At 61.2% G+C, this 25,741-nt stretch carries 29 protein-coding genes; 15 read left to right on the plus strand and 14 right to left on the minus strand.

What is annotated here, in order from left to right:
- The 8 genes from secF to ACR0BA_RS01385 all read left to right on the plus strand — a co-directional run bounded on the left by secF (position 1) and on the right by ACR0BA_RS01385 (position 4,952).
- Positions 1–969: a protein translocase subunit SecF gene (gene secF, locus ACR0BA_RS01350; RefSeq protein ID WP_170363199.1), complete on the plus strand. Its 969-nt coding sequence runs from the start codon at positions 1–3 to the stop codon at positions 967–969.
- Complete coding sequence (locus tag ACR0BA_RS01355; protein ID WP_170418202.1) at positions 962–1,708, plus strand: sulfite exporter TauE/SafE family protein; 747 nt, start codon at positions 962–964, stop codon at positions 1,706–1,708. Before secF ends, ACR0BA_RS01355 begins: the two co-directional genes overlap by 8 nt.
- A gap of 8 nt (positions 1,709–1,716) precedes the next feature.
- On the plus strand, positions 1,717–2,070 hold the full coding sequence (locus ACR0BA_RS01360) for an Mth938-like domain-containing protein (protein WP_170338015.1): 354 nt from the start codon (positions 1,717–1,719) through the stop codon (positions 2,068–2,070).
- A gap of 94 nt (positions 2,071–2,164) precedes the next feature.
- Positions 2,165–2,779: a heme ABC exporter ATP-binding protein CcmA gene (gene ccmA, locus ACR0BA_RS01365; RefSeq protein ID WP_480726117.1), complete on the plus strand. Its 615-nt coding sequence runs from the start codon at positions 2,165–2,167 to the stop codon at positions 2,777–2,779.
- Positions 2,776–3,432 carry a heme exporter protein CcmB gene (gene ccmB / locus ACR0BA_RS01370; protein WP_093962439.1) on the plus strand — a complete coding sequence of 219 codons (657 nt, stop codon included), beginning with the start codon at positions 2,776–2,778 and terminating at the stop codon, positions 3,430–3,432. The genes ccmA and ccmB overlap by 4 nt, the downstream gene beginning before the upstream one ends.
- A 59-nt stretch (positions 3,433–3,491) precedes the next feature.
- On the plus strand, positions 3,492–4,265 hold the full coding sequence (locus ACR0BA_RS01375) for a heme ABC transporter permease (protein WP_005982368.1): 774 nt from the start codon (positions 3,492–3,494) through the stop codon (positions 4,263–4,265).
- Positions 4,262–4,420, plus strand: coding sequence for a heme exporter protein CcmD (gene ccmD, locus ACR0BA_RS01380; protein ID WP_480726118.1), 159 nt, complete (start codon positions 4,262–4,264; stop codon positions 4,418–4,420). The genes ACR0BA_RS01375 and ccmD overlap by 4 nt, the downstream gene beginning before the upstream one ends.
- Positions 4,413–4,952 carry a DsbE family thiol:disulfide interchange protein gene (locus tag ACR0BA_RS01385; RefSeq protein ID WP_170338525.1) on the plus strand — a complete coding sequence of 180 codons (540 nt, stop codon included), beginning with the start codon at positions 4,413–4,415 and terminating at the stop codon, positions 4,950–4,952. The genes ccmD and ACR0BA_RS01385 overlap by 8 nt, the downstream gene beginning before the upstream one ends.
- Positions 4,953–4,960: 8 nt before the next feature.
- On the opposite strand, the gene ACR0BA_RS01390 is transcribed toward ACR0BA_RS01385, so the two are convergent.
- Positions 4,961–5,662 (minus strand): SDR family NAD(P)-dependent oxidoreductase, encoded by a 702-nt coding sequence (locus tag ACR0BA_RS01390; RefSeq protein ID WP_480726120.1) that lies wholly within the window; start codon positions 5,660–5,662, stop codon positions 4,961–4,963.
- A gap of 110 nt (positions 5,663–5,772) precedes the next feature.
- Positions 5,773–8,463 carry an aconitate hydratase AcnA gene (gene acnA, locus ACR0BA_RS01395; protein WP_170358713.1) on the minus strand — a complete coding sequence of 897 codons (2,691 nt, stop codon included), beginning with the start codon at positions 8,461–8,463 and terminating at the stop codon, positions 5,773–5,775.
- A gap of 226 nt (positions 8,464–8,689) precedes the next feature.
- Here acnA and ACR0BA_RS01400 point away from each other — a divergent pair, with 226 nt between their 5' ends.
- Positions 8,690–9,391 (plus strand): DUF1223 domain-containing protein, encoded by a 702-nt coding sequence (locus tag ACR0BA_RS01400; protein ID WP_480726122.1) that lies wholly within the window; start codon positions 8,690–8,692, stop codon positions 9,389–9,391.
- Between the two features lie 8 nt (positions 9,392–9,399).
- Here the strand turns inward: ACR0BA_RS01400 and ACR0BA_RS01405 are convergent, their stop codons facing one another.
- From ACR0BA_RS01405 to purB, 5 genes are all read right to left on the minus strand, one after another.
- Positions 9,400–10,323, minus strand: a complete 924-nt coding sequence (locus ACR0BA_RS01405; protein WP_170338026.1) for a lysophospholipid acyltransferase family protein — start codon at positions 10,321–10,323, stop codon at positions 9,400–9,402.
- A 118-nt stretch (positions 10,324–10,441) separates the two neighbouring features.
- Positions 10,442–11,542, minus strand: coding sequence for a flagellar motor switch protein FliG (locus ACR0BA_RS01410; RefSeq protein WP_480726124.1), 1,101 nt, complete (start codon positions 11,540–11,542; stop codon positions 10,442–10,444).
- 66 nt (positions 11,543–11,608) lie between these two features.
- On the minus strand, positions 11,609–12,148 hold the full coding sequence (locus ACR0BA_RS01415; protein ID WP_480726126.1) for a tetratricopeptide repeat protein: 540 nt from the start codon (positions 12,146–12,148) through the stop codon (positions 11,609–11,611).
- 101 nt (positions 12,149–12,249) lie between these two features.
- Positions 12,250–12,402, minus strand: a complete 153-nt coding sequence (locus ACR0BA_RS01420; protein WP_141138470.1) for an adenylosuccinate lyase — start codon at positions 12,400–12,402, stop codon at positions 12,250–12,252.
- A 127-nt stretch (positions 12,403–12,529) separates the two neighbouring features.
- On the minus strand, positions 12,530–13,834 hold the full coding sequence (gene purB / locus ACR0BA_RS01425; RefSeq protein ID WP_170338031.1) for an adenylosuccinate lyase: 1,305 nt from the start codon (positions 13,832–13,834) through the stop codon (positions 12,530–12,532).
- A gap of 87 nt (positions 13,835–13,921) precedes the next feature.
- Here purB and ACR0BA_RS01430 point away from each other — a divergent pair, with 87 nt between their 5' ends.
- The 3 genes from ACR0BA_RS01430 to ACR0BA_RS01440 all read left to right on the plus strand — a co-directional run bounded on the left by ACR0BA_RS01430 (position 13,922) and on the right by ACR0BA_RS01440 (position 15,291).
- Positions 13,922–14,254, plus strand: coding sequence for a hypothetical protein (locus tag ACR0BA_RS01430; RefSeq protein ID WP_170358721.1), 333 nt, complete (start codon positions 13,922–13,924; stop codon positions 14,252–14,254).
- A gap of 112 nt (positions 14,255–14,366) precedes the next feature.
- Positions 14,367–14,921, plus strand: a complete 555-nt coding sequence (locus ACR0BA_RS01435) for a hypothetical protein (protein WP_244952358.1) — start codon at positions 14,367–14,369, stop codon at positions 14,919–14,921.
- A 10-nt stretch (positions 14,922–14,931) separates the two neighbouring features.
- Positions 14,932–15,291, plus strand: coding sequence for a hypothetical protein (locus ACR0BA_RS01440; RefSeq protein WP_170338034.1), 360 nt, complete (start codon positions 14,932–14,934; stop codon positions 15,289–15,291).
- Positions 15,292–15,313: 22 nt separating this feature from the next.
- On the opposite strand, the gene ACR0BA_RS01445 is transcribed toward ACR0BA_RS01440, so the two are convergent.
- Positions 15,314–16,552, minus strand: a complete 1,239-nt coding sequence (locus tag ACR0BA_RS01445) for a bifunctional alpha/beta hydrolase/OsmC family protein (protein ID WP_170432047.1) — start codon at positions 16,550–16,552, stop codon at positions 15,314–15,316.
- A 236-nt stretch (positions 16,553–16,788) separates the two neighbouring features.
- On the opposite strand from ACR0BA_RS01445, the gene ACR0BA_RS01450 reads away from it, so the two are divergent.
- Positions 16,789–16,983: a hypothetical protein gene (locus tag ACR0BA_RS01450; protein ID WP_480726128.1), complete on the plus strand. Its 195-nt coding sequence runs from the start codon at positions 16,789–16,791 to the stop codon at positions 16,981–16,983.
- 3 nt (positions 16,984–16,986) lie between these two features.
- Here ACR0BA_RS01450 and dddP read toward each other — a convergent pair whose 3' ends face one another.
- On the minus strand, positions 16,987–18,330 hold the full coding sequence (gene dddP / locus ACR0BA_RS01455) for a dimethylsulfonioproprionate lyase DddP (RefSeq protein ID WP_170418228.1): 1,344 nt from the start codon (positions 18,328–18,330) through the stop codon (positions 16,987–16,989).
- Positions 18,331–18,453: 123 nt separating this feature from the next.
- On the opposite strand from dddP, the gene ACR0BA_RS01460 reads away from it, so the two are divergent.
- Positions 18,454–19,197 carry a heme-dependent oxidative N-demethylase family protein gene (locus ACR0BA_RS01460; RefSeq protein WP_480726129.1) on the plus strand — a complete coding sequence of 248 codons (744 nt, stop codon included), beginning with the start codon at positions 18,454–18,456 and terminating at the stop codon, positions 19,195–19,197.
- Between the two features lie 37 nt (positions 19,198–19,234).
- Here ACR0BA_RS01460 and ACR0BA_RS01465 read toward each other — a convergent pair whose 3' ends face one another.
- The 5 genes from ACR0BA_RS01465 to ACR0BA_RS01485 all read right to left on the minus strand — a co-directional run bounded on the left by ACR0BA_RS01465 (position 19,235) and on the right by ACR0BA_RS01485 (position 23,908).
- Positions 19,235–20,143: a hypothetical protein gene (locus ACR0BA_RS01465; RefSeq protein WP_260063177.1), complete on the minus strand. Its 909-nt coding sequence runs from the start codon at positions 20,141–20,143 to the stop codon at positions 19,235–19,237.
- 198 nt (positions 20,144–20,341) lie between these two features.
- Positions 20,342–21,136, minus strand: coding sequence for a lytic murein transglycosylase (locus ACR0BA_RS01470; protein WP_480726131.1), 795 nt, complete (start codon positions 21,134–21,136; stop codon positions 20,342–20,344).
- 16 nt (positions 21,137–21,152) lie between these two features.
- Entirely contained in the window at positions 21,153–21,989 is an 837-nt protein-coding gene (locus ACR0BA_RS01475) for an amino acid ABC transporter substrate-binding protein (RefSeq protein WP_480726132.1), read from the minus strand.
- A 142-nt stretch (positions 21,990–22,131) separates the two neighbouring features.
- A complete protein-coding gene (gene glnA / locus ACR0BA_RS01480; protein ID WP_093962421.1) occupies positions 22,132–23,538 on the minus strand; it encodes a type I glutamate--ammonia ligase in 1,407 nt (468 codons plus the stop codon).
- A 31-nt stretch (positions 23,539–23,569) separates the two neighbouring features.
- Positions 23,570–23,908 carry a P-II family nitrogen regulator gene (locus ACR0BA_RS01485; RefSeq protein WP_093962420.1) on the minus strand — a complete coding sequence of 113 codons (339 nt, stop codon included), beginning with the start codon at positions 23,906–23,908 and terminating at the stop codon, positions 23,570–23,572.
- Between the two features lie 169 nt (positions 23,909–24,077).
- On the opposite strand from ACR0BA_RS01485, the gene ACR0BA_RS01490 reads away from it, so the two are divergent.
- Positions 24,078–25,670: an NAD(P)H-hydrate dehydratase gene (locus tag ACR0BA_RS01490; RefSeq protein WP_480726134.1), complete on the plus strand. Its 1,593-nt coding sequence runs from the start codon at positions 24,078–24,080 to the stop codon at positions 25,668–25,670.
- The last annotated feature ends 71 nt before the right edge of the window (positions 25,671–25,741 follow it).

Genomic DNA, 25,741 nt, shown 5'->3' on the forward strand with positions numbered 1-25,741 from the left:
ATGAGACTGAAACTCGTACCCGAAAACACCTCGTTCGATTTCTTCAGCCGCTGGAAAGTCTGGCTGGGCATTTCGGGCCTGATGATGGTCATCGCATTCGCTTCGTTCATGCTGCAGGGTTTGAACTTCGGGATCGACTTCCGGGGCGGTACCACGATCCGGACCCAGAGCACGCAGGAATTGGACGTCGGTGTTTACCGCGACGCCATTGCGCCGCTGGGCCTCGGGGATGTCACCATCACCGAAATCTTCGACCCGACATTCGGGCCTGATGAGAACGTGGCCATGATCCGCATTCAAGCGCAGGACGGTGCCGAGTCTGTCACGGCCGACACCATCGCGGCAGTCGAAGGCGCCTTGCAGGCGGTAATCCCAGATATCCAGTTCGTTTCGGTGGAATCCGTGGGCCCGAAAGTCTCGGGCGAGCTGATCCAAACCGCCGTGATTGCCGTGGTTCTGGCGATCGGAGCGGTGCTGGTCTACATCTGGCTGCGGTTTGAATGGCAGTTCGCGTTGGGGGCGGTCGCCGCGCTGGTGCATGACGTGTTGCTGACGATCGGGATTTTCTCCGAGCTGCAGATCCGGTTCGACCTCGCGATTATCGCCGCGCTTTTGACAATCGTCGGTTACTCGCTGAACGATACCGTGGTCGTATTCGACCGGGTGCGTGAGAACCTGCGTAAATACAAGAAGAAGGACCTGAAAGAGGTTCTGAACCTCTCGATCAATGAAACGCTCAGCCGAACCGTCATGACCTCGGTCACCACGTTGCTGGCGCTTGTCTCGCTGTATGTGCTCGGCGGTGACGTGATCCGCGGGTTCGTCTTCGCGATGATCTGGGGCGTGATCGTGGGGACCTATTCGTCGGTCTTCGTGGCCTCGACCATCCTGCTGTGGCTGGGCGTCAAACGCGATTGGTCCAAGCCATCGAACACGGCCGGCAACCAGTTTGCCAACATTGATGCCTGATGTGTTTGGCCAATCCCCAACGGGATTGGCCGTCATCATTTTTGCAGCCCTCGCGGGTGGAATCGTTCGAGGGTTTTCCGGGTTCGGCACTGCGCTGATCTTTCTGCCGCTGTCGACGCCGTATCTTGGTCCGTTCGGGGCTTTGATCGCGTTGACCTGCATGGATGTCTTCGGACCACTTCCCAATCTGCGCCGCGCCTGGGTTGATGTCGACAAACGCGATCTCGTGCGACTTGTCGTCGGGTGTGCACTTCTGCTGCCGGTCGGACTGTCGATATTGACCCGAGTCCAGCCTGAGGTTTTTCGCTACGCTGTCAGCCTCGTGACCCTGTTCATGCTGGTCGTGCTGATTTCGGGGCTGCGGTACAACGGCGCAGTCCGGCGCAACATGGTAACTGCCATCGGCGCTGCGGCCGGCTTTTTGGGGGGCGTTGCAGGCATTCCGGGTCCGGCGGTAATCCTGTTCTACATGTCTCGCCCGTTGCCTGTGGCAGTTGTTCGGGCCACGATCCTGCTGTTCCTTCTGGCCTTTGATTTTCTGATCTTCGGATATCTCGCTGCGTTCGGGCAATTGACCTGGTCAACGGTTGGGTTGGGGCTGGCGCTTGCCGTTCCGAATCTGGCAGGAAATTGGCTGGGCGGCTGGATGTTTCAGCCTGCCAGGGAACGGGTCTACCGCGTGATCGCGTATGCAGTCATCGCTGCTGCGGCCTTGTCGGGCTTGCCGCTTTGGGGATAGAAGATCACATGCGCCTGAACGAGATCACATATACCAACGCAGTTCCGATCGACGGCTATGGGCCGGGTTTCTTCCGCATAGGCGGCGAGGTTCACGAAGGCAGTGTTCTGACAGGCCCCGGAGGGACCGGACCGTGGGGCGGTTTTGCGGACAGCGAGAGCCTTCTAGGGCTGGCCAATCAGGTTGACGTTCTGTTCATCGGCACCGGCGCTGATCTTTCTCACATACCATCTGATTTGCGGTCGACCCTCGAAGAGGCCGGCATCGGGGTCGAGATCATGAACTCGCCCGCCGCCTGCCGCACCTACAACGTGTTGTTGTCCGAAGGCCGGCGTATCGCTCTGGCCCTGTTGCCGGTCTGACCGCTTCATCTGGCCCCTCACATCCCACCCCGCCAAAAGGCCCTGCGGCAAATCCGTCCTTTTTCCCCCGCAACCAATCGGATAAGCGGGTCTCATGACATTGACCGTGACCGACCTTGCCATTGCCCGAGGGGGCGTGCCCGTGCTCGAAGGCCTCAGTTTCGCGCTGCCCCCGGGCAAGGCGCTGATCCTGCGCGGTCCGAACGGGATCGGCAAGACCACCCTTCTGCGCACGCTAGCCGGGCTACAACTGCCGCTCTCGGGCCGGATCGAGGGGGCCGAGGACCGGATCGCCTATGCCGCCCATTCCGACGGACTCAAACCCACCCTGACCGTGACCGAGAACCTGACCTTCTGGGCCTCGGTCTTTGGCACGCGCGACATCCAGCCCGCGCTGGAGGCCTTCGCCCTGAACGAACTGGCCGATCGTCACGCAGGCAACCTGTCTGCGGGTCAGAAACGTCGGCTGGGTCTGGCGCGGATGCTGGTGACCGGCCGACCGATCTGGATGCTGGACGAACCCACCGTGTCACTGGACAAGACCGCCGTGGCAATGTTCGCCGATGCGGTGCGGGCGCATCTGGGGCAGGGCGGCTCGGCCCTGATTGCCACCCATATCGACCTGGGTCTCGATGGTGAGGTCCTGGATGTCGGCCTCAACAAGGCGCGCCCCAAGGCGCTGGATGACTTCGACGGAGGCTTCCTGTGATCGCCCTGCTGTTGCGCGACCTGAAACTGTCTTTCCGCGCGGGCGGAGGGTTCGGCCTCGGGTTGGCCTTCTTTCTGATCGTCACCGTTCTGGTCCCGTTTTCGGTGGGCCCGCAATCCTCGCTGTTGGCGACCATCGCGCCGGGGGTGCTGTGGCTGGGCGCATTGCTGGCCTGCCTGCTGTCGCTCGATCGCCTGCTGGCACTGGATTGGGAGGACGGGTCGCTCGATCTGCTGGCCACCGCGCCGCTGCCGCTGGAATCGGTGGTCACGATCAAGGCGCTGGCGCATTGGATCACCACTGGCCTGCCGCTGGTGCTGGCCGCGCCGGTGCTGGGTGTGCTGCTGAACCTGCCCGGCCCCGGTTTCGGCTGGCTGGTCGTCTCGCTGTTGATTGGCACGCCCGCGCTCAGCGTGATCGGCACTTTCGGCGCAGCCCTGACCGTGGGGCTCAAGCGCGGCGGCCTTCTGCTGTCGCTGCTGGTGCTGCCGCTTTACGTGCCCACGCTGATCTTCGGGGCCGAGGTCGCGCGCCGCGGCGCCACCGGGATGGAGGTCCAGACCCCGCTGCTGATGCTGGCCGGGATCACCGCCGCCACGGTCGCCCTTCTGCCTTTTGCCAGCGCGGCGGTGCTGCGCATCAACCTCAGATGATTGGGGCACGTTGACCGATGTCAATTGAGAACGCCCCCGACTCGGACTAGATAAGGCCCATGTCGATAGCAGCCAAAGCCAACGCCCTGTGGGAATACGCCAACCCGCGCAAGTTCCTCGCCACCAGCGAGCGGGTCCTGCCGTTCTTCTGGATCAGCTCGGCCCTGTTTCTGGTCGTCGGGCTGGTGTGGGGGTTCTTCTTCACGCCGGATGACTACAAGCAGGGGTCGACCGTCAAGATCATCTATCTACACGTGCCATCGGCGCTGATGGCCATCAATTGCTGGCTGATGATGCTGGTCACCTCGCTGGTCTGGCTGGTGCGCCGGCACCATGTCAGTGCCCTTGCCGCACGCGCCGCAGCGCCGATCGGCATCGTGATGACCCTGATCGCGCTGGCCACCGGCGCCATTTGGGGGCAGCCGATGTGGGGCACCTGGTGGGCCTGGGATCCGCGCCTGACCTCGTTCCTGATCCTGTTCCTGTTCTATCTGGGCTACATCGCCCTGTGGGAGGCGATCGAAGACCCCGACACGGCGGCGGACCTGACCTCGGTCCTGTGCATCGTGGGCTCGGTCTTTGCCATTCTCAGCCGCTATGCGGTGAATTTCTGGAACCAAGGCCTGCATCAGGGCGCATCGGTGATGCGCGCAGGTGCGATCACCGGCACGGACACCACCGAGAAGGTCAGCAACGTGTTCTTCTACCCGCTGCTGACCTGCATCATCGGCTTCGTGCTGCTGTTCATCGCGCTGGTCCTGTACCGAACCGGCACCGAAATCCGCGCGCGGCGCATCAAGGCGCTGCTGGCACGGGAAAGGGTAAACGGATGATGCCTGATCTGGGAAAATACGCCGAAACGGTTCTGTCCTCCTACGCGGCCTCGATCGCCCTGCTGGTGGCGCTGGTGGTTTTCAGCATCCTGCGTGGCCGCAAGATCCGGGCCGAGATGGAAAAGATCGAACAGAGGATGTCGCGCAATGGCTAAGATCTCGCCGTTGATGATTGCTCCGCCGCTGATCTTCGGTGCCTTCGCCGTGCTGGCGGCCATCGGCATGTTCCGCGAAGACCCCAACGCGCTGCCCTCGGCCCGCGAAGGCCAGCCCGCGCCGCCCGTTGTCCTGGCCGAGTTTCCAGGCAAACAGGGGTTCGACGACGCAACCCTGCGCGACGGCCAGGTCAAGCTGGTGAACTATTGGGCCAGCTGGTGTGCTCCCTGCCGCGCCGAGCATCCGAACCTCGAGAAACTGGCGCAGGAAGGTATTCCGGTCTACGGCATCAACTACAAAGACAAACTGGCCAACGCCGACGCTTTCCTTAGCGAACTGGGTGATCCTTATGCCGCCATCGGGCGCGATGAAAATGGCCGCATGGGATTGGATTGGGGCGTCTACGGCGTGCCCGAGACCTATGTGATCGATGGTGACGGCACGATCATCCTGCGGTTTGCCGGTCCGATCACCCAGCGCGTGATCGAGAGCACTATCCGACCCGCATTGGAAAAAGCCGCCGCGCAGTAACGCCGGGGTTAAAGGCGATACCCGCCAGAGACGGTCAGCACCTCTCCGGTGATGAAGGACGCGTCTTCGGATGCGAGAAAGCGAACTGCGCGCGCTATGTCCTCGGGTATCCCAACACGCCCCAGCGCCGTGTTCTGAACGAACAGGTCGGTCAGATCGTCGGGTCTTGGGGCTTCGGGGATGTTGATCGCTCCGGGTGCCACCGCGTTGACGCGAATGCCGTTCGGGCCCAATTCTTTCGCCATGGCGCGGGTCCACAAGTTCAGCGCGGCCTTGCTGGCCCCATAGGTCGCGGCGTCACGTGGCGGAAGTTCGGCGTTGACCGACGAGATACTGACGATCGACGCCCCGCGCCGAAGGTGAGGCAACGCGGCAGCCAGCAGCGCGGCCGGTACCAGCAGGTTTAGATCAAGAATAGCCGTGTGGTCCTTTCGGCTGAAGCTGTCCTTCGGCGTGGCCTGAACCAGCCCGGCATTGTTGATGATCACATCCAGCCGCCCGAACCTGTCGATGACGCGGCGCACCACGTCTTCGGGCTGACCTTCTTGCGTGAGATCGCTTTGCTGGGTCAGGGCCGGTCGGTCATCGGGCAAGGGCTGCGGTTCGGTCTTGTGCCACGTCAGGGCGAGGCGATGATCCACGGCCAGATCAACCGCGATGGCCCGGCCAATTCCGCGAGCACCACCAGTTATCAAGGCAACTTTTTCCATGCCCCCAGCAGACCGCTTATCTGCACGGAACACAACGCGATAGTGGCCAGACCTGAAACGAAAAAGGGCGCCCGTTCGGGGCGCCCTTGCGTTCTTGGCTTTGTGCCGGCTTAGCTGGCCTTGGCCAGGTTCCGCAGCACATAGTGCAGCACGCCGCCGTTTTCGATGTATTCGATCTCGGGCGCGGTATCGATGCGGCACTTGAGCGTAATGGTCTTCTCGGTCCCGTCTGCGTAGGTGATGGTGCAGGGCACCTCTTGCAGCGGCTGGATCGTGTCCAGACCGTGGATCGAGAAGGTCTCGTCGCCTTTCAAGCCCAGCGTCTTGCGGTTGTCGCCCGCGGTGAACTCGAACGGGATGACGCCCATGCCCACCAGGTTCGAGCGGTGGATACGCTCGAAGCTTTCTGCGATCACGGCTTTGACGCCCAGCAGCGCGGTGCCCTTGGCCGCCCAGTCCCGCGAGGAACCGGCGCCGTACTGTTCGCCACCGATCACGACCAGCGGAGTGCCTTCTGCCTGATAGGCCATCGATGCGTCATAGATCGAGGTCTGCTGACCATCCGGGCCTTTGGTGTAACCACCCTCGACGCCGTCCAGCATCTCGTTCTTGATGCGGATGTTGGCGAAGGTGCCGCGCATCATGACCTCGTGGTTGCCACGGCGCGATCCGTACGAGTTGAACTCGCGCGGTTGCACCTGGCGCTCCAGCAGGTATTTGCCCGCGGGGCTGGTGGTTGCAAACGAACCAGCCGGCGAGATGTGGTCGGTGGTGACCATGTCGCCCAGAATGGCCAGAACCTTGGCGCCTTCGATGTTCGAGATGGTGCCCGGCTGTGCCCCCATACCCTGGAAGTAGGGCGGGTTCTGGATGTAGGTCGACGTCGGCGGCCAGTCATAGGTCTCGGCATCGGTGGTTTCGACCGATTGCCATTTCTCGTCGCCCTTGAAGACATCGGCGTATTTCGACTGGAATGCCTCGCGGGTTACGGTTGCCTCGACCAGTTCGGCGATCTCTTTCTGGGTCGGCCAGATGTCCTTCATGTAGACGTCGTTGCCGTCCTTGTCCTGACCGATCGGTTCCGAGGTCAGGTCGATGTCCAGCGTACCGGCCAGCGCATAGACCACCACCAGCGGCGGCGAAGCCAGGTAGTTGGCGCGCACGTCCGGCGAGATCCGGCCTTCGAAGTTGCGGTTGCCCGACAGGACCGAGGTCGCCACAAGGTCGCCCTCGGCGATGGCTTCCGAGATCTCTTTCTGGATCGGGCCCGAGTTGCCGATGCAGGTGGTGCAGCCGTAACCAACGAGGTTGAAGCCGACCTTGTCCAGATCTTCCTGCAGGCCAGCGGCCTCAAGATATGCGGATACGACCTGCGATCCTGGGGCCAGCGAGGTTTTCACCCACGGTTTGCGGTCCAGGCCCAAAGCCGCCGCCTTGCGTGCGACAAGGCCCGCACCGATCATCACATAGGGGTTCGAGGTGTTGGTGCACGACGTAATCGAAGCGATCACGACTTTGCCCGATTCCATGGTGTAGTCTTCGCCTTTGACCGGCACTTCCTTGCCCATCGGGCGCTTGAAAGTGTTTTCCATCTCCTGGCGGAAGGCGGCCTTGGCGTTGGTCAGCGGCACATAATCCTGCGGACGCTTGGGGCCCGAGATCGCGGGAACGATCGTGCTCATGTCCAGGGACAACGTGTCGGTGTAGACCGGAGCATAGTCCGCCCCACGCCAGAATCCGTTTTCCTTGGCATAGGCTTCGACCAGCGCGATGCGGTCCTCGTCACGGCCAGTGTTGCGCAGGTAGCGCAGGGTTTCGTTGTCGATCGGGAAAAAGCCGCAGGTCGCGCCGTATTCGGGCGCCATGTTGGCGATGGTTGCACGGTCGGCCAGCGGCAGACGGTCCAGGCCTTCGCCGTAGAATTCAACGAACTTGCCCACCACGCCCTTGGCGCGCAGCATCTCCACGACCTTCAGAACCAGGTCGGTGCCGGTGGTGCCTTCGACCATCTCGCCGGTCAGTTCAAACCCGATCACTTCGGGGATCAGCATCGAGATCGGCTGACCCAGCATCGCGGCCTCGGCCTCGATCCCGCCAACGCCCCAGCCCAGAACGGCCATGCCGTTGACCATGGTGGTGTGGCTGTCGGTGCCGACCAGCGTGTCGGGATATGCGACTTCTTCGCCGTTCTGGTCGGTGTCGGTCCAGACGGTCTGGGCCAGGTATTCCAGGTTCACCTGGTGGCAGATGCCGGTGCCCGGCGGTACCACGCGGAAGTTGTTGAACGCGCTCTGGCCCCATTTCAGGAACTGGTAGCGCTCCATGTTGCGCTCATATTCGCGGTCCACGTTCATCTGGAAGGCGCGCGGGTTGCCGAATTCATCGATCATGACCGAGTGGTCGATGACCAGATCGACGGGGTTCAGCGGGTTGATCTTCTGCGGATCGCCACCCAGCGCCTTGATGCCGTCGCGCATCGCGGCCAGGTCGACAACGGCCGGAACGCCGGTGAAGTCCTGCATCAGCACGCGGGCTGGGCGGTAAGCGATCTCGCGCGGGTTCTTCCCGTTGTTGGCACCCCATTCGGCAAAGGCCTTGATGTCATCGACCGAGACCGAAAAACCGCCGTCCTCGAACCGCAGCATGTTTTCCAGCACCACTTTCAGCGCGGCGGGAAGCTTGGAGAAATCGCCCAGGCCGGCCTCTTGCGCGGCGGGGATCGAGTAATATGAGATGGACTTGCCATTCACGCTCAGGCTGCGGCGTGTCTTGGCGGTATCCTGTCCGACTTTGATGGGCATCTGTGGCCTCCCTCTCAAATGACGTGGAATTGGGATTCGCTGAGCGGTATCTGCATCACCATGGCCTGCGGTTCAAGGTCCAACAGGGCGGGTGCGGCAATTTTTGTATACCATTGCACACATTTTTGCGGATTGCCGCCGAAACCTGTCTCAAGAAACCTTGATTGGCGCTTGATCCGGTGGCGGAGTACACCGGTGCTTGCAGGCCCCTCAAACCGAGAGTGAAATGAAAAGATCAGCCCTGACCACAGTTCTTGCGTCCGTATTCCTGTCGGCGTCTTTAGCTTGGGCGGACAGCCCGGTGGTGGTCGAATTGTTTACCTCGCAGGGGTGTTCGTCCTGCCCACCGGCAGATGCGATCATGCACGATCTCGCCAAGCGCGACGACGTGATCGGCTTGGCGCTGCACGTGGACTATTGGGACTACATCGGTTGGAAGGACGAGTACGCCTATCCGGCGCATACGGACCGTCAGCGCGCCTATGCGCGGCGCGGCGGCCGTTCGATGATCTACACTCCACAGATGGTGATCAACGGACAGCAGGATGTCGTCGGCGCCAAATCCCGTGACTTGAACCGTTTGATCGACGCGCATTTGACCGCTGCGCCCACCGCGTCGGTTTCGGCGCAGAGGTCCGGGAACACGGTAACGGTCCGCGTTGCCCCGGTCGACCTCGTCGACGCGAAAAACTATGACGTCGTGGTCGTGCAATACACGCCCTTGCGCCACGCGTCGATTCGACGGGGCGAGCTGGCCGGACACGATCTGGACTACGCGAATGTCGTTGAGGAATGGCATGAAGCGGGCCGATGGAATGGGTCGGCTGAACAGAGTTTTCAGATCGAACTGTCTTCGGACCTGCCCGCGGTGGTTCTGATTCAGGGTACCGGCAGTGGCCCGATCATCGCCTCAACAAGGGTGAAGTAGAGGGCGGCTCAGGGCATGTCCTGAGGCTGCACACCCAGCCCATTCCAGGCTTTCCACCGTCGGTGAATCCAGAACCATTGGCCCATGTGTTTCCGCACCATGCCTTCGAGGTCATCGTTGATGAATTGGGTCATGGTCTTGGGGTCCGTATGCGGCACCGGATCATGCAAAACGATCTCGAAATCGATACCGTTGGCTTGGCGCACCGCGTAACAAGGAATGAGAACGGCATCGTATTTCATCGCCAATTCCGCGTTCAATACCGACGTGACTGCGGGTTTGCCAAAAAACGTCAATTCTTCACCGCCATGGGCGTGCAGGTCCGATACGATGGCGATGATGCCGCCCTTTTTGAGGGACCGAACCATTTCCACCATGCCGCGCCGACCTTGTTCGAACATCGGCTCGCCGGTTTTGTGGAAGGCGTCGACATACATCTCGTTGAAATACGGATTGGCCATGCGGCGGTACAGGCAGCCAATCGGCTTGCCGCTGCGCGCCTGCAAAGCGATCCGCGCAGCAAGGTAGTGGCCGAAATGTGCGGTGATCATCATCACCGGCCGACCTTCGGCCACCGCTTGTTCAAAGGCGGCGATACCTGAACCTGATACTTTTGCGTTCTTCTGCCGTTCAGTGAAATCCTCGGGCGAGAAGTGTTCCATAATCGCGCGGCCTGCGTTGTCGGGCACCGCACGGCAAATGCGTTTGACTTCGGCTTCAGGCAGGTCAGGGCAGGTCAGTTTCAGGTTGCTTCGCACACGTTTGGTGAACCCAACCGCCGGGGCCAACCCGCGCACGATCGCCCCCATCGTCGCAATGCGCCGTTCATAGGGCAAAAGGCGCATTGCGCCGATCATGCCTTTCAGGAACAGGTTGGCGACATAGTATTGACCAAGCTCAAAGCGGCTCAGTTCCGACTTTTCGACGGGCATCGGGGGATCTCACCGGGTGTTGTGAATTGCGGATTCAGACATACAGCCGGCGCGCAACAACCACAAGCATTGTCCCGAGCCCTGGTTCTACGGCATCCGAGCCAGCGGCGGGCAGCCCTTAGTCCTCGTTGCCATCGGCGTCCGCTTCGACCAAGGTGATTGTGCCTGCGTCCACGAGTGTGCGGATCGCACCGACAATCTGGGTCATGGCCTCCTCTGCTTCGGCCTGCTTGACCTTGCCGCGTTCAGCAATTTCCTCGCGCAGGTTGTCGGCCATCCGTGCGGATATGTTGGACAGCAGATAGTCGACCGAGGCTTTGTCATCCTCGGTTCTTGCGCCAGCCAGAGCGGCTATCAGAATTGGCTGATCGACTTCGCGCAGGATGGCAGGCACATCCCGTGCAGCGATGCGCGTGGCGATGTGCGCAAAGGTGAAAATGGACTTGCGAACAGCGCTGGCGAACTCAGAATCCTCCTCATCGAGCGCGTCCAGCAGCCCGTCACGCGTGGATGGGGGGGATTGGTTCAAGATCGCCCCGACGCGCGTGTCGGGTGAATCGGTGAAGGCCGGAACTGGGCGTTGATCGAGTTGCGCGGCCAGGGACCAGCCGATCCGCTCCACCGCCTCGGGCGTCACGTTGGCGGTTTTTGATACGGCATAGGTTATCCGTCTGGCCACCGGCCCGGGCAATTGCGCCAACAACTGTGCTGCCTTCGCCGTATCTAGCTTGGATAGCATGACGGCTGCAACTTCGGTGCTTTCGGCCTGAGCCATACGCGCAAGGTCTTCGGCAGGGGTGTCACGCAGGCGCAGCCATGGATCGCCGACCTGGCGCACACCCGCGACCTTGCGCAGCCGGGCGGCGGTCGCCGGGGCAATCTTGCCATTTACTGCGTCAAGCGCCCCAGCCAAGCCGTGCGGGAAGGCAAGTCCGACGCTGTCCAGCGCATCTGCGAATTCTTGCGCGACCGCAGCGAGGGTCACGCGGTCTACCAGCCCCATCCGGCCCAGTTGGAGGGTCAGCCGTTCCTGCAGTTCGTCGGGCAACTCCTCCAACGGAAGATCGGCCCCCTCGTTCAACAGCAGGCGTACGATGATGGCGGCCTTCTGGCCGGGCGTGAGTTGAGGAGGTACGACGCGAGGGGCGTCATCCGTCTGTTTCTCGGCCGGAGCAGAATTACCCGGTGCGGTCTGTACCAAAGCATGTGAATCTTGCATCTGCCTGCGGTGTCAATTTTTGTTCCGCAGGCAAATTAGCGAGAGTCGAGTAAAGAAAGACTGAACCTAGTAGCTGTAAGTCAGCCCCGTGCGGATCGCTTCGCGCAGAGACGCTTCGGCCCAGGTGCCTTCTCCTCCGCGTGCCTTGATCTCGCGCCATTGCGCGATGGCCAGTTCGGTTTTCCCTTCGGTGACATATCCTTGGCCCATATAGCTGCGGGCCAGGATGTTGTCAGGATTGGATTCGATTGCGCGTTGGTAATAGGTTTCGGCCAGCTCGGCTTCGCCCATTTTGCGGTAGGTGAAACCCCAATACGTCAAAACGCGATCATCGTCTTGATCCATGACCCGCAACACGTTCTGCGCATTTTCGAGCTGGCCGTCATAAGCAAGCTCACGCACGGCCTGATACAATTGCTCTTCGCTGAAATTGGTCTTGTTCGGCTTGACGCAACGGCCGGCTGCTTCGTCATAGACGCGGCCGAACAGGCATTTCTTGGTGGTATTCGTCGGTTTTGGGGGGCTGCTGTCACCGCCGGCGGCACTGACCGCAGGGGCAAAGGCAAAGGTCTGAAGGGCTAGTGCCGTGGCCATCAAAAGGCGCATTGTCCTACTCCGTTCCAAGGGCTGCTCGCAAGAAGCATAGTGCGTTCTTCAAAAAAGCTAACAACCAATGGCTCGCTTTTATTCACAAGTAGGACAAGAATTCAGCTGCTGGCGTTTTTCACGCAGCTTTCCGAGGCCGAATCCCAAGTCGTACCGGGCGCACAGGATTGCGATTGCTTGCTGTGGCCTTGGCAGGCGAAAGCGGACGAGGCGGACAGGGCAAGGGCCAGTGCGCAGAGGGTCGTGCGGATCATGGTGGGCTCTCCTTGAACGGAAATTGCCCACCCAGCATAGCCGATTTCCGACGTTTCCGCAAAAGACAGGGGCCCGGATCGCGCTGTGCGACCCGGGCCCCGGCAAAAGCCGTTCCTGCGTCGAGGGTTACTCGCCGAATACCCGCTCGAAGATCGTGTCGACATGCTTGGTGTGATAGCCAAGGTCGAATTTCTCTTCGATCTCCTCCTTGCTCAGCGCTGCGGTCACGTCCGGGTCGGCCAGCAGTTCGGTTTTGAAGTCCTTGCCTTCTTCCCAGACCTTCATCGCGTTGCGCTGCACCAGACGATAGGCGTCCTCGCGGCTGACGCCGGCCTGAGTCAGGGCCAACAGCACGCGTTGGCTCATGACCAGACCGCGAAACTTGTTCATGTTGGCCAGCATGTTGTCCGGATACACCACCAGCTTGTCGATCACCCCGGTCAGGCGCGACAGGGCGAAATCCAGGGTCACGGTGGCGTCGGGGCCGATGTTGCGCTCGACCGAGCTGTGGCTGATGTCGCGCTCGTGCCATAGGGCCACGTTCTCCATCGCCGGGATCACGGTCATGCGCACCAACCGGGCCAGGCCGGTCAGGTTCTCGGTCAGCACCGGGTTGCGTTTGTGCGGCATCGCCGACGAGCCCTTCTGGCCTTTCGAGAAGAACTCCTCGGCCTCCAGAACCTCGGTGCGCTGCATGTGGCGGATTTCGATCGCGATGTTCTCGATGCTGCTGGCGATCACGCCCAGCGTGGCAAAGAAGGCTGCGTGGCGATCGCGCGGGATGACCTGCGTGCTGATCGGCTCGGGCACCAGGCCCAGCTTTTCGCAGACATGTTCTTCGACGCGGGGGTCGATATTGGCGAAGGTGCCGACCGCGCCGCTGATGGCGCCGGTGGCGATCTCGGCGCGGGCGTCGCGCATCCGCGACAGGTTGCGGTCCATCTCGGCGTAGAAGCGCGCGAAGGTCAGGCCCATGGTGGTGGGTTCGGCATGAATGCCGTGGCTGCGGCCGATGCGGACAGTGTCCTTGTGCTCGTAGGCGCGGCGCTTGAGCGCGGCCAGCAGGCCTTCGAGATCGGCGATCAGGATGTCGGCGGCGCGGGTCAGTTGCACGTTGAAGCAGGTATCCAGCACGTCCGAGCTGGTCATGCCCTGGTGGACAAAGCGGGCCTCATCGCTGCCGACATGCTCGGCCAGATGGGTCAGAAAGGCGATGACGTCATGCTTGGTCACGGCCTCGATCTCGTCGATGCGGGCCACGTCGAATTCCACGTCCTTGGCCTTCCAGACGGCCTCGGCGTTTTCGCGCGGGATGACGCCCAGATCGGCCATCGCGTCGCAGGCATGGGCCTCGATCTCGTACCAGATGCGGAACTTGGTCTCGGGCGACCAGACGGCAACCATTTCGGGGCGGGAATAGCGGGGAATCATGGGCGGCGGCACCTTTTTCGGTTGGCAATGGGTGTTGGCGCGGGTGATAGACTCGCCGGACCGTTGGGACAAGGCAGGAGACGCGGGATGAGACGGTTTGCCCTGATTTTGTTGGTTTGGCCCGGAATTCTGGCGGCCGACACGTTCCGACCGCTGACGGGCGCGCAGATTCTCGACGCCCTGTCGGGCCGGACGCTGGCTTATGACAACGGAGCCACACAGGTCTTCGAGCCGTCTATGGCCACGCAGTATTTCTCGGGTCGACCAAGCTCGGGGCGCTGGGCGGTGCGGGATGACAGATACTGTTCGATCTGGCCACCGTCTGACTTTTGGGCCTGTTACGATGTTCAGTCGGACGGTACGCGGATACGATTTGTGGGAGAGGCCGGCGATGCGACAGTCGGCGTATATGCAGACTAGGCGGCAACGCAGGTCGGGCGGGCCCCCTGAGCAAAACTCTTTAAAAACTGGACAAGCGCGGGTTGCATCGCTCATCCTCAGGACGATGACACCAACAAATAGAGATATCAGCTTGTTTAAGAAAAACCTTTTTGCCATCGGCGCGGCTTTTTGGGTCGGCATGACGGGTGCGGGGCTGAGCGATACGCCGGTCACCTACACCGAAGGGGGGCGTGCGCTGTTTCAGTTCGATGTCCCGGATTTCTGGATGCTGCGCACGGGCGGCCCACGCGATCTTGAGGATACACAACTGGGCGATACCCGGTCCGTAAGCCGGGTGATGGCTGCGCGCCCGGTCACAGATGACTCGGTCTGGATCGGGTTCGTTTCGCCGTTCGGCGTTGCCAGCATCGAGGACGGGGTCCGTTACTTGCAGGATGTCGACAAGTTTCTGGTGAAAAACCCAGAGGTGACAAGTGATGCGAACATGCGCATCGGCGGTTTGCCGGCCCGGGTCATTCGCGGCACCGGCACCCGTGACGGGCGCGGGATCAACTTCACCGCGACGGTGATCGACCTGCCGCGCAACCGTGTTGCGGTTGTGGTGACCATCCTGCGCGACGGTGCAGATCCTGGCTATGTCGAGGATCTGAATGCCATCTTCGCGTCATTCCGGTCAGTGCAGTGAGGGCGTGAAAATGGCAGGAACCTTTTTGAAGCGATCCGTCATCGTTCTGGGGCTTGGGGCCGGGGGATTCACCCTCTCGGGCTGTGAAGGCGTCACGGTCGGTGTAGGATACGGATATGACCCGTTCTATGACTCGATGCTGTGGAACGACTATTACCGCAACGTGAATGTCGACATTGACGTGGACCGCCCACCGCCGCCGGGTAAACCGCCGGGTGGAAAACCGCCGCCCAAACCCAAGCCGCCAATTGCGAAACCGCCTGCGCGGCCCAAACCTCCGATCGCCAAGCCGCCGGCGCGTCCTCGACCGCCCGTGGCCCGCCCACCGGCGGCACGGCCCCCGATCCACAGGCCTGCGCCTCGGCGATAGGCCATCCGGACCGGATATCGGTTCACGCCGGAGCCGCAACAGGTTCCGGCGGCAGCAGTTCGGTGGTGATATGCGCCGAATTTTCAAGCGTGCGGTGCACCGGGCATTTGTCGGCAATCTCAAGAAGCTTGGTCCGCTGGTCATTGTCCAGCGGTCCGTCCAGTCGGATCTTGCGGCGGAACTGGTCGACCTTTCCATCCCCCGCCAACCCCGCGTCCTGCGCGTGCACCTTGTTGTGACAGACATCCACGCTGATCCCGGTCAGGGGCCATTGCTTGCGTCGCGCATACATTCGGATGGTCATCGAAGTGCACGCCCCAAGCCCGGCAGAAACAAAGCCATAAGGCGACATGCCGCGATCAGTCCCGCCGTAAGAGGCCGGCTCATCCGCCACGGCATGATGGCTTGGACCTGATTGAATGTCCTGAAGAAAACCACCCGGGTCCACTTCGGTCACGCGCACAACGCCTTCGGGCGCGCCCGGCGGCGGGGCGGGCGGCGACAGCGGCACATAGCGCGATACCCAGGCGGCGATGACGTCGGCGGCGTATTCTGCATCCTTCGGACGGGTGATCAGGTGGTCTGCGTCGTCCAGCGTTACAAAGCTTTTAGGGTGCTTGGCGGCCAGAAAGATCGTGCTGGCATTGTCGATGCTGACTGTTTCGTCACGCGGCGCATGCAGGATCAGCAGCGCGGCCTTCAACTCGGCAATCGAGGGCGTCAGTTCGGATTCAGAGATGTCGCGCACAAACTCTCGGCCGATGCGGATGGGGCGCCCACCCAGCAGAACTTCGGCGCTGCCATCCTGTTCGATCTGGCCCCGCGCGTCTTCAAAGTGATGAGCCACATGGCCGGGATCGGCCGGGGCGCCGATCGTGACCACCGCCTTTACCGAGGGTATACCGGCCCGCGCCCGTAAGACCGCGGCCCCGCCCAAAGAATGCCCGACAAGCAGGTCAGGCGCCATGTTCCGACCCGCAAGAAACTGCGCAGCGGCGATCAGATCCTCAACGTTCGAAGTGAAAGTCGTGTTGGCGAACTCGCCTTCGGAATGGCCCAGCCCGGTGAAGTCAAACCGTAGAACGGCAAATCCCATCGCTGCAAGCCGCGCGCTGATGCGCCGGGCCGCGGGAATGTCCTTGGAGCAGGTAAAGCAATGCGCAAACAACGCAGTTGCCAGCACCGGCCCATCGGGGAGATCCAGCCGAGCAGCCAGCTTGCCACCATCGTGACCGGAAAATGTGACGCGTTCTGTGGGCATGTCGGGTCCTCAGGCTGTGATGCTAGGCGCAATACTGTGAACAAGGCAGTGCAGTCTCAACCCTTGTGACAGGACCGTCACGGGAAGGTGAGGGCGCAGGCGGTGATCGTGAGGCGTCCTTTGTCCGGGAAGTGATCACAATTTGTGAAGTCTAAGCGAACAACAATTCGTTTTTACAATGATTCAGAAGCTCCCATGTTCGGCCTAACCGAAACAAAGGATCAAGGAGCGCGGAGATGACAAATTCGACAAACGCAGCGCATTTCGAAGCTGTACAGGTCGGTACGGCGGTTGCCGTTTTTCTGGCCACGGCCATCGGATTTGCCGCCGGACTGCACTGGCCCCAAGACACGTTTTCACCGGGCGCATCGGCAGAGCCGGTGCTTGAGGATTGGCACGGAAATGTGCGTCGCTCTCACTGGGCTGATTGAGGCCTAGTCGAGCCCCATAAGCGCGGAATCGAACGGATAGCGGGTCAGGTTTTCATAGCCGTCTTCGGTGATCAGAACCTGATCTTCCAGCTTGATCGAGAAATCGCCGCCGACTTCGCCCACGGCGGCCTCGACGCACAGCACCATGCCGGGTTCCAGCGGATAATCATATGAGCCTGGCACTGCCTTGTCGGGATAGGCCACCAAAGGCCACTCGTCGCACAGGCCCACGCCATGCATCAGGCAGCCGTATTTCTGCGCCTGGAACTTGTCGTCCAGCCTGTGGCAATTGGCGGTCAGGTCGGGGATCATCACGCCGGGTTTCAACATCTCCATGTTGGCCATGATGTGCTCGTGCGCGTGCTGCATGGCATAGACCATGTCGGGGCGGGGTTTTTCATCCCCGATCCACCAGGTGCGCGAGATGTCGACGCAAATGCCGTAGCTGCCGATCAGATCGGTATCAAAGGCGATGATTTCATTCTTCTGAGTAACCCGCGGCCCGCATTCCTGAAACCACGGGTTTGTGCGCGGCCCCGAGGCCAGCAGGCGGGTTTCGATCCATTCGCCGCCGCGCTTGATGTTCTCGGCGTGCAGAACGGCCCAGATGTCATCTTCGGACGTCTTGCCGTCGCCCACATTGGCGCGGGCGAACTTCTCCATCTCGGCCACGGCGGTTTCGCAGGCGTGGCTGGCGCAGCGCATGGCCAGGATCTCGTCAGGGCCCTTGATGGCGCGGGTCTTTTCGGTGACCTCTTCGCCCTCCATGATCTCGAAGCCCTGCGCCTCGAGCGCGCGGAGGCCGTGCAGCATGATCTTGTCCACCGCCAGACGGGTGTGGCCAGGGGCGTGGTCCTGCATCAGCACGCGCACCTCGTTGGCGAACACGTCCGCCTGCACATCCACCTTGTCGCCCCGGTCGAAATAGAACAGGTCCGCGCCCGAGCGCTGCTCGCGCACCAGCGGGTTGAATTTCGACAGGAAGGGCGAGTTCTTGTAGTCCCAGATCACCATATAACCATCGGCGCACAGCAGCACCGCACGGAACGGGTTGTGGGTGTTCCACAGCTGCATGTTGGTGCTGTCGGTCGCATAGCGGATGTTGAGCGGGTCGAACATCAGCAGCCCGCCATAGCCCCGGTCGACGATCGCCTGGGTCAGCCGTTTCCAGCGATATTCGCGCATCCGGTCCAGGTTGGGCAACTGCAAACCGGCGGCGGCCCATTCGTTGAATGCAAGTTGTGTGGGGCCGATTTCGATCCGGTCATTGTCGTTCGGAGTGCCGTCGCCCAGCGTCGCGCCGCGGCTGGGGTCGATCTTGCGGGTGTCTCGGTAGTGGTGGTTCACGGCGCGCCTCCCTGCTTACCGGTTCAGCCTGAAGGGGCAGGGCGGCCCCGTCTGGGTGAATTGCGACGATTTGCCAGTCGCTTTTTGACCGACAAGGCCTGTTTCGAGTGCTAACCCAAGGCCATGACAGCCATTCTGCAAAAGACTCTGCCCTATGATCCGACCCAACAGCGCCCGCTGCCAGGGATCGCGCCGACCACGATGGACGACTGGCTGCATCGCGATGATGCCTTCGCCGCGCAGATGCGCCACCGCGAGCACCTGCTTGAAACCCGCCGGGACGACGTTCTGGCGCTGGACCCGCAGGCCCACCCGGCCGCCGTCGAACTGCTGGATCTGGTTCTGGCGCAGGGCTATCCCGAGGCGACCAACACCGCGCAGCGCCCGGATGGCGTGGCCGTTCCGATTGACCGCGACAACCCTCTGGATACGCTTTGCCTATTGGCGCAGGAGGATTTCTGCATCCTGCAGAAACGGGGCGACGAGCATGTGCTGACCGGCGCCATCCTGTGCTTTCCCGCCAGTTGGCGTCTGTCCGAGAAATTCATGCGACCGCTGATCGCCATTCACGCGCCGGTCGACAGCTATGATCCCAACATCGCGCGCCGGGTACAGCGCCTGTTCGACGGGATTCAGGTCGGCCGGCCTTTGTGGCGGTTCAACGCGCTGTGGTACGACGACCCCGAACTGCACCAGCCCCGCAGCGCCAGCGCCCCGCGCGAGATCCGTGACCGTGGTACTGCCCGATACCTGCGCAGCGAGCGACAAACGCTTTTGCGGTTGCCCGAGACACGGGCCGTGGTGTTCTCGATCCACACTTATGTCGTGCCGGTCGAGCACATGCCAGAAATGGAAAACCCCGCCTGATGGCGGGGCCTCCAAGGAGGGTCTTCTGGTAATTCAGTCACAGTCCGATCGCATTGGCGACATCGGCAAAGGCGCCACTTGAGTTCAGCGACACGATGGCGACCGTATAGGCCAGGACCTGAGTGTTCAGGCGAAAGTCTTCGCCCCGGATGAGGTTCACAGCGGCCATCGACAGAGCGATCGGCGCCGACAGGCTGGCCACGGCACCGGTCAGGGCCCAGCTGGTCAATCGCAACGCGTCACTGGGCCGGTCTTCATCGCCATCCGTCGCGGCCGTTGCATCGGAAGCGGGTGCGTCGGCCTCGTCGGAACGGAAGGCGATGCTGAGCAATTGCTCATCGGTCAGTTGAATCGGGCGCGGCGGCTTTGCCGGTGATTTGACGGCTTCATGGTCATCAGTTGCAGCGGGCTCAAGGCCCGCGAAGGGTCCGCTGACCGCCTCGAACGCTTCGCGGCGGTTCCGCTGCTTGCGTGGCATCAACGAGTCAAACGCGCCCATGAACTGTTCGATCGTCAAAACGGTTTTCGGCGACAGCCATTCCACACGTTGCGTCGAGCAGATGTCGACCATCCGATACAGCATGACGACAAGCATCAACTCGGAAATCTCGGTGTCATCCACCAGGCCGGAAACAGGCGAGACCGAGATCACCAATCGGTTGCGCGGTCGTGCCGCCGATGGGCGCACCATGGTCTTCAGACCAACCGTACGGTCCAGACGCCCATAGCGGTCGCTGGTCTCCCGGGGTTCGGACTCGAGGGTCAAACGGACAAGGTACTGGCTGGACACGATGGTTGCCTCGGTCTGGCTCAGCAGGGTCTTGCGTTCCACAAGATGCCCGTAGTCCTCAAGAGTTGCCACCACAATATGGCCGAACCGCTCCAACGCGCCGTTCGTGTCGCCGTTGAATTGCAGGCCGCCGTGGTATCTGTGCTTCGTGGTCACAGTCTTGCCCTCTGCCGTACGAATACTGAACCAACACTCTAGTTGGTGATGAGGGTCAAATTTTGACCATATTGCAAAAAAATGAATTTTTGCGACGATTGATTACGCTTTGGAAACCAAGAAATTAGAGCTTTCCGCCCGACACTGTGGCAGCAATGTGGCGGAAATGAGTGCGGCGGTCAGGTTGCTGACAAAGCCTCAGTTGTCGATTCGAGCGGCCATGATCGCAATTGATTTTTGGTAAACCGAGGCGGCGTTCCACTGCTGGATCACCGCAAAATTCGGTTCGCCGGGTTGATAGCCCCGGCCGGGTTTCCACCCTTTCTGCCGAAGAAAATTTGCGGTTGAGGCCAACGCATCCGTCATGTTGTAGAAGTCCACGCGCCCGTCACCCGTGGCGTCCACGCCATAGGTCAGAGCATTGCCGGGCAGAAACTGGGTGTGGCCCAACTCGCCATGTTTTGCCCCTTTTGTTGCCACCGTGATCGCCCCCTGATCGACCAGTTTCAGCGCTCCGATGGCATGGGGAACAAAGAAGTCGGACCGGCGACAATCGTAGGCCAATGTTGTGATTGCGGAAACAACCTGGCTGTCGCCCATGAAGTTTCCGAACCCGGTTTCCATGCCGTGAATGGCAATCAGAACGCCGGCCGGGACACCGTACTGACGCTCCAGCGCCGCGTAGAATTCCGGGTTTCGGGCCTTTCGCTTGCGGCCCTGGACCACGATCGTATCCGCCCCTCGAACCTTCATGAACTTGTCGAGGGAGTATTTGAAGCTTTTTTGCCCCCGATCCGCGGCGATGGTTCGCGTGGCGTATTGGGTTTGCGCCAGAGCCTGCAGCCCTTTTTTCTTTACTCCGGCTTTGCGCGCCTGCTTGGCAAAGTCGGCCTTCCAGGCTTCAAAACCAGCGCCTGTGTTCCCGCAGGGAGCGGACTGCGCCGCCACGGGGGCACTCAGTGCAATGAAAACGGACAGGACCGTAAGGCGCATGGGGACCTCCTGGAAATCAGGGCAGGGTGGGTGCGATAACGTACAGGGCTTTCAGGGCCTCGCTGGGTTCAATCCCGGGCAGTGCGGCGCGAAAGATCTCTTCCATCGTGCCTTGGGCATACATCTGCGACAGGATCTCGTCGACCATCAGGCGAAAGTCATCATCGCCGCGCGCAAGGGCCAGGCCTTGCTTTTCAATCGTCAGAATCTCTTGCGAGATTTTGAAGTCGTCCTTCAATCCGGCTGCCAGATAATTCACCAAAAGGATGGATTGGTCGGCGAAATAGGCGTCGATCTCTCCGTCCCTCAAAGCCTTGATCCCGTCGGGATGTGAGGCGAACCGAACGAGCTTTGCCTCGATCCCCGCTGATCCGAACGAGTTGAACACGGCTTCTTCGGTGGTCGTGCTGCTGCGCATGCCGACTTTCTTGCCGGAAAGCGATGCCATCGTGGTTTCCGCATCTATCGGCAGCAAAACGGATGTTCCGTCCACGAAGATCGGGATCGAAAAATCGACGGTTTCCCGCCGCGACAGTGTGATTGTCGCCGCGCCGCACAACAGGTCGATCTGGCCAGAGGCGACCATGTCAAAGCGTGTATCCGACTGCACCGGAATTAACTGTGCGGTGAGGTCATCCGCACCCAGTCGGCTGGCGATGGCTCGGGCAACCTGATCGCAGACCATCACGGACAACCCGTCGGGTCGCTCCTTGTCGTTGATGAACGAAAGCGGGGCGGCATCTGTACGAAACCCAAACCGGATTTCGCGCGTTTCTTTGATCCGGTCGATCGTCTGCGCCGCAGCGCCTGAAACAAGAAGTGCAGCGGAGAGGGTCAGGGCGAGAAGGCGCATGAATAATCCTGATAATTGAATTGATCTTCAGCCTAGCGGCAAAGGCGCCTGTCACAAAGGGAAATATCGGGGCCCTGCAGCACTGAAAAGGGGCGCCCGACAGGACGCCCCCAAGGTCTTTTCATTGGACTTCCGACCGGGGTCAGCAGCTGTAGTACATGCCGTATTCGACCGGGTGCGGAGTGTGCTCGTAGGTTTCGACCTCTTCCATCTTCAGTGCGATGTAGCCGTCGATCTGGTCTTTGGTGAACACGTCGCCCTGCAGCAGGAAGTCGTGATCGGCCGCCAGACATTCCAGCGCCTCGCGCAGGCTGCCGCAGACGGTCGGGATACCGGCCAGTTCTTCGGCGGGCAGATCGTACAGGTTCTTGTCCATGGCTTCGCCCGGATCGATCTTGTTCTTGATGCCGTCCAGGCCGGCCATCAGCAGTGCCGCAAACGCCAGGTAGGGGTTTGCCGACGGATCGGGGAAACGGGCCTCGACGCGCTTGGCTTTCGGCGATTCCGTCCATGGAATACGGACACAACCCGAGCGGTTGCGGGCCGAGTAGGCGCGCAGAACCGGCGCTTCGAAGCCCGGGATCAGGCGCTTGTAGCTGTTGGTCGACGGGTTGGTGAAGGCGTTCAAGGTCTTGGCGTGCTTGAGGATGCCGCCGATGAACCACAGGGCTTCGTCCGACAGGTCGGCATATTTGTCGCCTGCAAACAGCGGTTTGCCGTCCTTCCAGATCGACATGTTGACGTGCATGCCGGTGCCGTTGTCACCCGCGATCGGCTTCGGCATGAACGTGGCCGATTTGCCGTAGGCGTGCGCGACGTTGTGGATGACGTACTTGTATTTCTGCAGCTCGTCCGCCTGCTTGGTCAGGCTGTCGAAGATCAGGCCCAGCTCGTGCTGGCACGAGGCTACTTCGTGGTGGTGCTTGTCGACCTTCATGCCCAGACGCTTCATGGTCGACAGCATTTCCGAACGCAGATCCTGGGCTTCGTCGATCGGGTTGACCGGGAAGTATCCACCCTTGACGCCCGGACGATGGCCCATGTTGCCCATCTCGTATTCGGTGTCGGTGTTCCACGACGCGTCGGTTGCATCAACCTCGTAGGATACCTTGTTGATGCTGTTCGAGAAACGGACATCGTCGAACAGGAAGAACTCGGCCTCGGGGCCCATGTAAGCCACGTCGCCGACGCCCGAAGACTTCAGGTAGGCTTCGGCCTTCTGCGCGGTGCCGCGCGGGTCACGCTCATAGGCTTCGCCGGTATCGGGTTCCACGACCGAGCAGTGCAGGCAGATTGTCTTTTCCGCATAGAAGGGATCGACATACGCGCTTTCGGTATCGGGCATCAGTTTCATGTCCGATGCTTCGATCGACTTCCAGCCGGCGATGGACGAACCGTCGAACATGAAGCCTTCCTCAAGGAAGTCTTCGTCGACCTGGTCGGCCATGACGGTCACGTGCTGAAGCTTGCCACGCGGATCGGTGAAGCGGATGTCGACATACTCGGCACCCTCGTCTTTGATCAGCTGAAGAACTGCGTCCTTGCTCATTACTATGTTCCTCTAGATTGCAGAATTGGTTTTACAGCGCGTCCGAGCCGGTCTCGCCGGTCCGGATGCGAATGGCTTGTTCAACGGACGAGACGAAGATCTTGCCGTCCCCGATCTTGTCGGTCTTGGCGGCCGACACGATGGCTTCGATGGCCGCATCGACCTGATCGGCATCCAGTACGACCTCGACTTTGACCTTGGGCAGAAAGTCCACCACATATTCCGCGCCGCGGTACAGTTCGGTGTGTCCTTTCTGGCGTCCGAAGCCCTTGACTTCGATCACGCTGAGGCCCTGGACACCAACGTCCTGCAGGGCCTCTTTCACTTCGTCCAATTTGAACGGCTTGATGATCGCTTCGATCTTTTTCATCCGGGCTCACCTCGCATGGTTGTCAGAATGGCAGTGATCACGTCTAAGATCGGGCGGCAATGCGATTGCCGAATTGACCGTCTGCTGGTGAAGGGATTCTGGGCAGCGGGCCAATTTTTAGGCAAGTTGCACAAAAAGTAATCTGATTTGAATCGTGCGAGGGTTTCGGATGCCAAAACTGCTGACTTCGTCCCAGATGAGGGCGGCCGAACGCGCCGCAATCGAATCCGGGTTTGTCACCGGCCTGGAACTGATGGAGCGCGCAGGTCGTGGTGTGGTCGAGGCCGTCTTTGAAACATGGCCTGACCTGGCGGCGGGGTCTGGGCGGGCCGCGGTGTTGTGCGGGCCGGGCAACAACGGCGGCGACGGTCTTGTAGTTGCGCGCATTCTGAAAGAGTGGGGGTGGGTCGTGGACCTCTTCCTGTTGGGCGACCCCGAGAAGTTGCCTGCAGACGCGCGGGCGAATTATGAGCGCTGGTGCGCGATGGGTTCGTGCCATGCGCTGTCCGATGACGCGCTTGATGCCTATGCCGCGCCTTGTTCGGATACTGTTCTGGCGGTTGATGCCTTGTTCGGAACCGGGCTGACGAGACCGGTAGCCGGGCTGCCACGGACAATGCGTAAATTCGGCCAGTGGAAAGCGTCGCAGTCGGAAGGTGGTTGCCCACGTGTCGTTTGTGTGGACATTCCCAGCGGCCTATGCGCGGACAGTGGTCGGAGTCTGGTGTCAGAGGGATTTGCCCCCGAAGACTGCGCCGCTTCGGCCAACCTGACGGTGACGTTTCATACCGCAAAGCCGGGCCATTATCTGGCCGAGGGACCGGAGTGCTGTGGCAGGGTGTCCGTTGTCGATATCGGTCTGCCGGCTCTGTCAGTTGAAGAAACACCAGATGGCCGGCCGAGCGTGTTGCTGGACCCGGAAAATCTGCCTGATCTGCAGAAATCGGCTTTCGATCACAAATACGGTCACGGTCATGCGCTGATCCTGACGGGCGAAACTGGAAAAACAGGCGCTGCGCGATTGGCTGCGCGCGGAGCGTTGCGCGTGGGCGCTGGTCTTGTCACGCTGGGTATCCCTCCCGCCGCATTGCAGGAAGTCGCCAGCCAAGTCACCGCGGTCATGATTGAGCAGATCGAAGGCGCGGATGGGCTGGCCATTGCATTGCGGGACCAACGCCTGAACGCGCTGTGCCTCGGGCCCGGATTGGGCCTGGACAAGGCTCGATCGCTGGTCCCCGTGGCATTGGAGTCCGGAAGGGCAACCGTGCTGGATGCCGACGCTCTTTCGGCATTTGCCGAGGATCCGGCGTCACTGATGGCGATCCTGCATGAAAACTGCGTCCTGACACCGCACGGCGGTGAATTCGCCCGTCTGTTCCCCGACATCTCGGCCAAGCTTTCCTTACATCCCGAGAATGGACCGGCTTTCTCAAAGGTTGATGCCGTGCGCGAGGCGGCCGGCAGGGCAAGGTGCGTGGTTCTTTTCAAGGGACCGGACACTGTGATTGCGGGGCCGGACGGTCGGTGCTCGATCCATTCGGCCCACTATGATCGGGCCGCGCCGTGGCTGGCGACCGCAGGCGCGGGCGACGTGTTGGCGGGTTTATTAACCGGGCTGCTGGCACGTGGATTGCACCCGCTGAAAGCGGCCGAAACCGCCGCCTGGCTTCACGTGGAGTGTGCGCGCGCTTTTGGCCCGGGATTGATCGCGGAAGACCTTCCCGAGCAACTGCCCGGTGTGCTCAAGCGTCTTCAGGTATGAAGTTCTTGCGTGTTCCCAAGGCGCAAGGCTAGAATATCGGCAGGTTTTTGCTGTCAAGACCGCGCAAATGC

The sequence above is a fragment of the Ruegeria sp. CI5 genome (assembly GCF_056536885.1).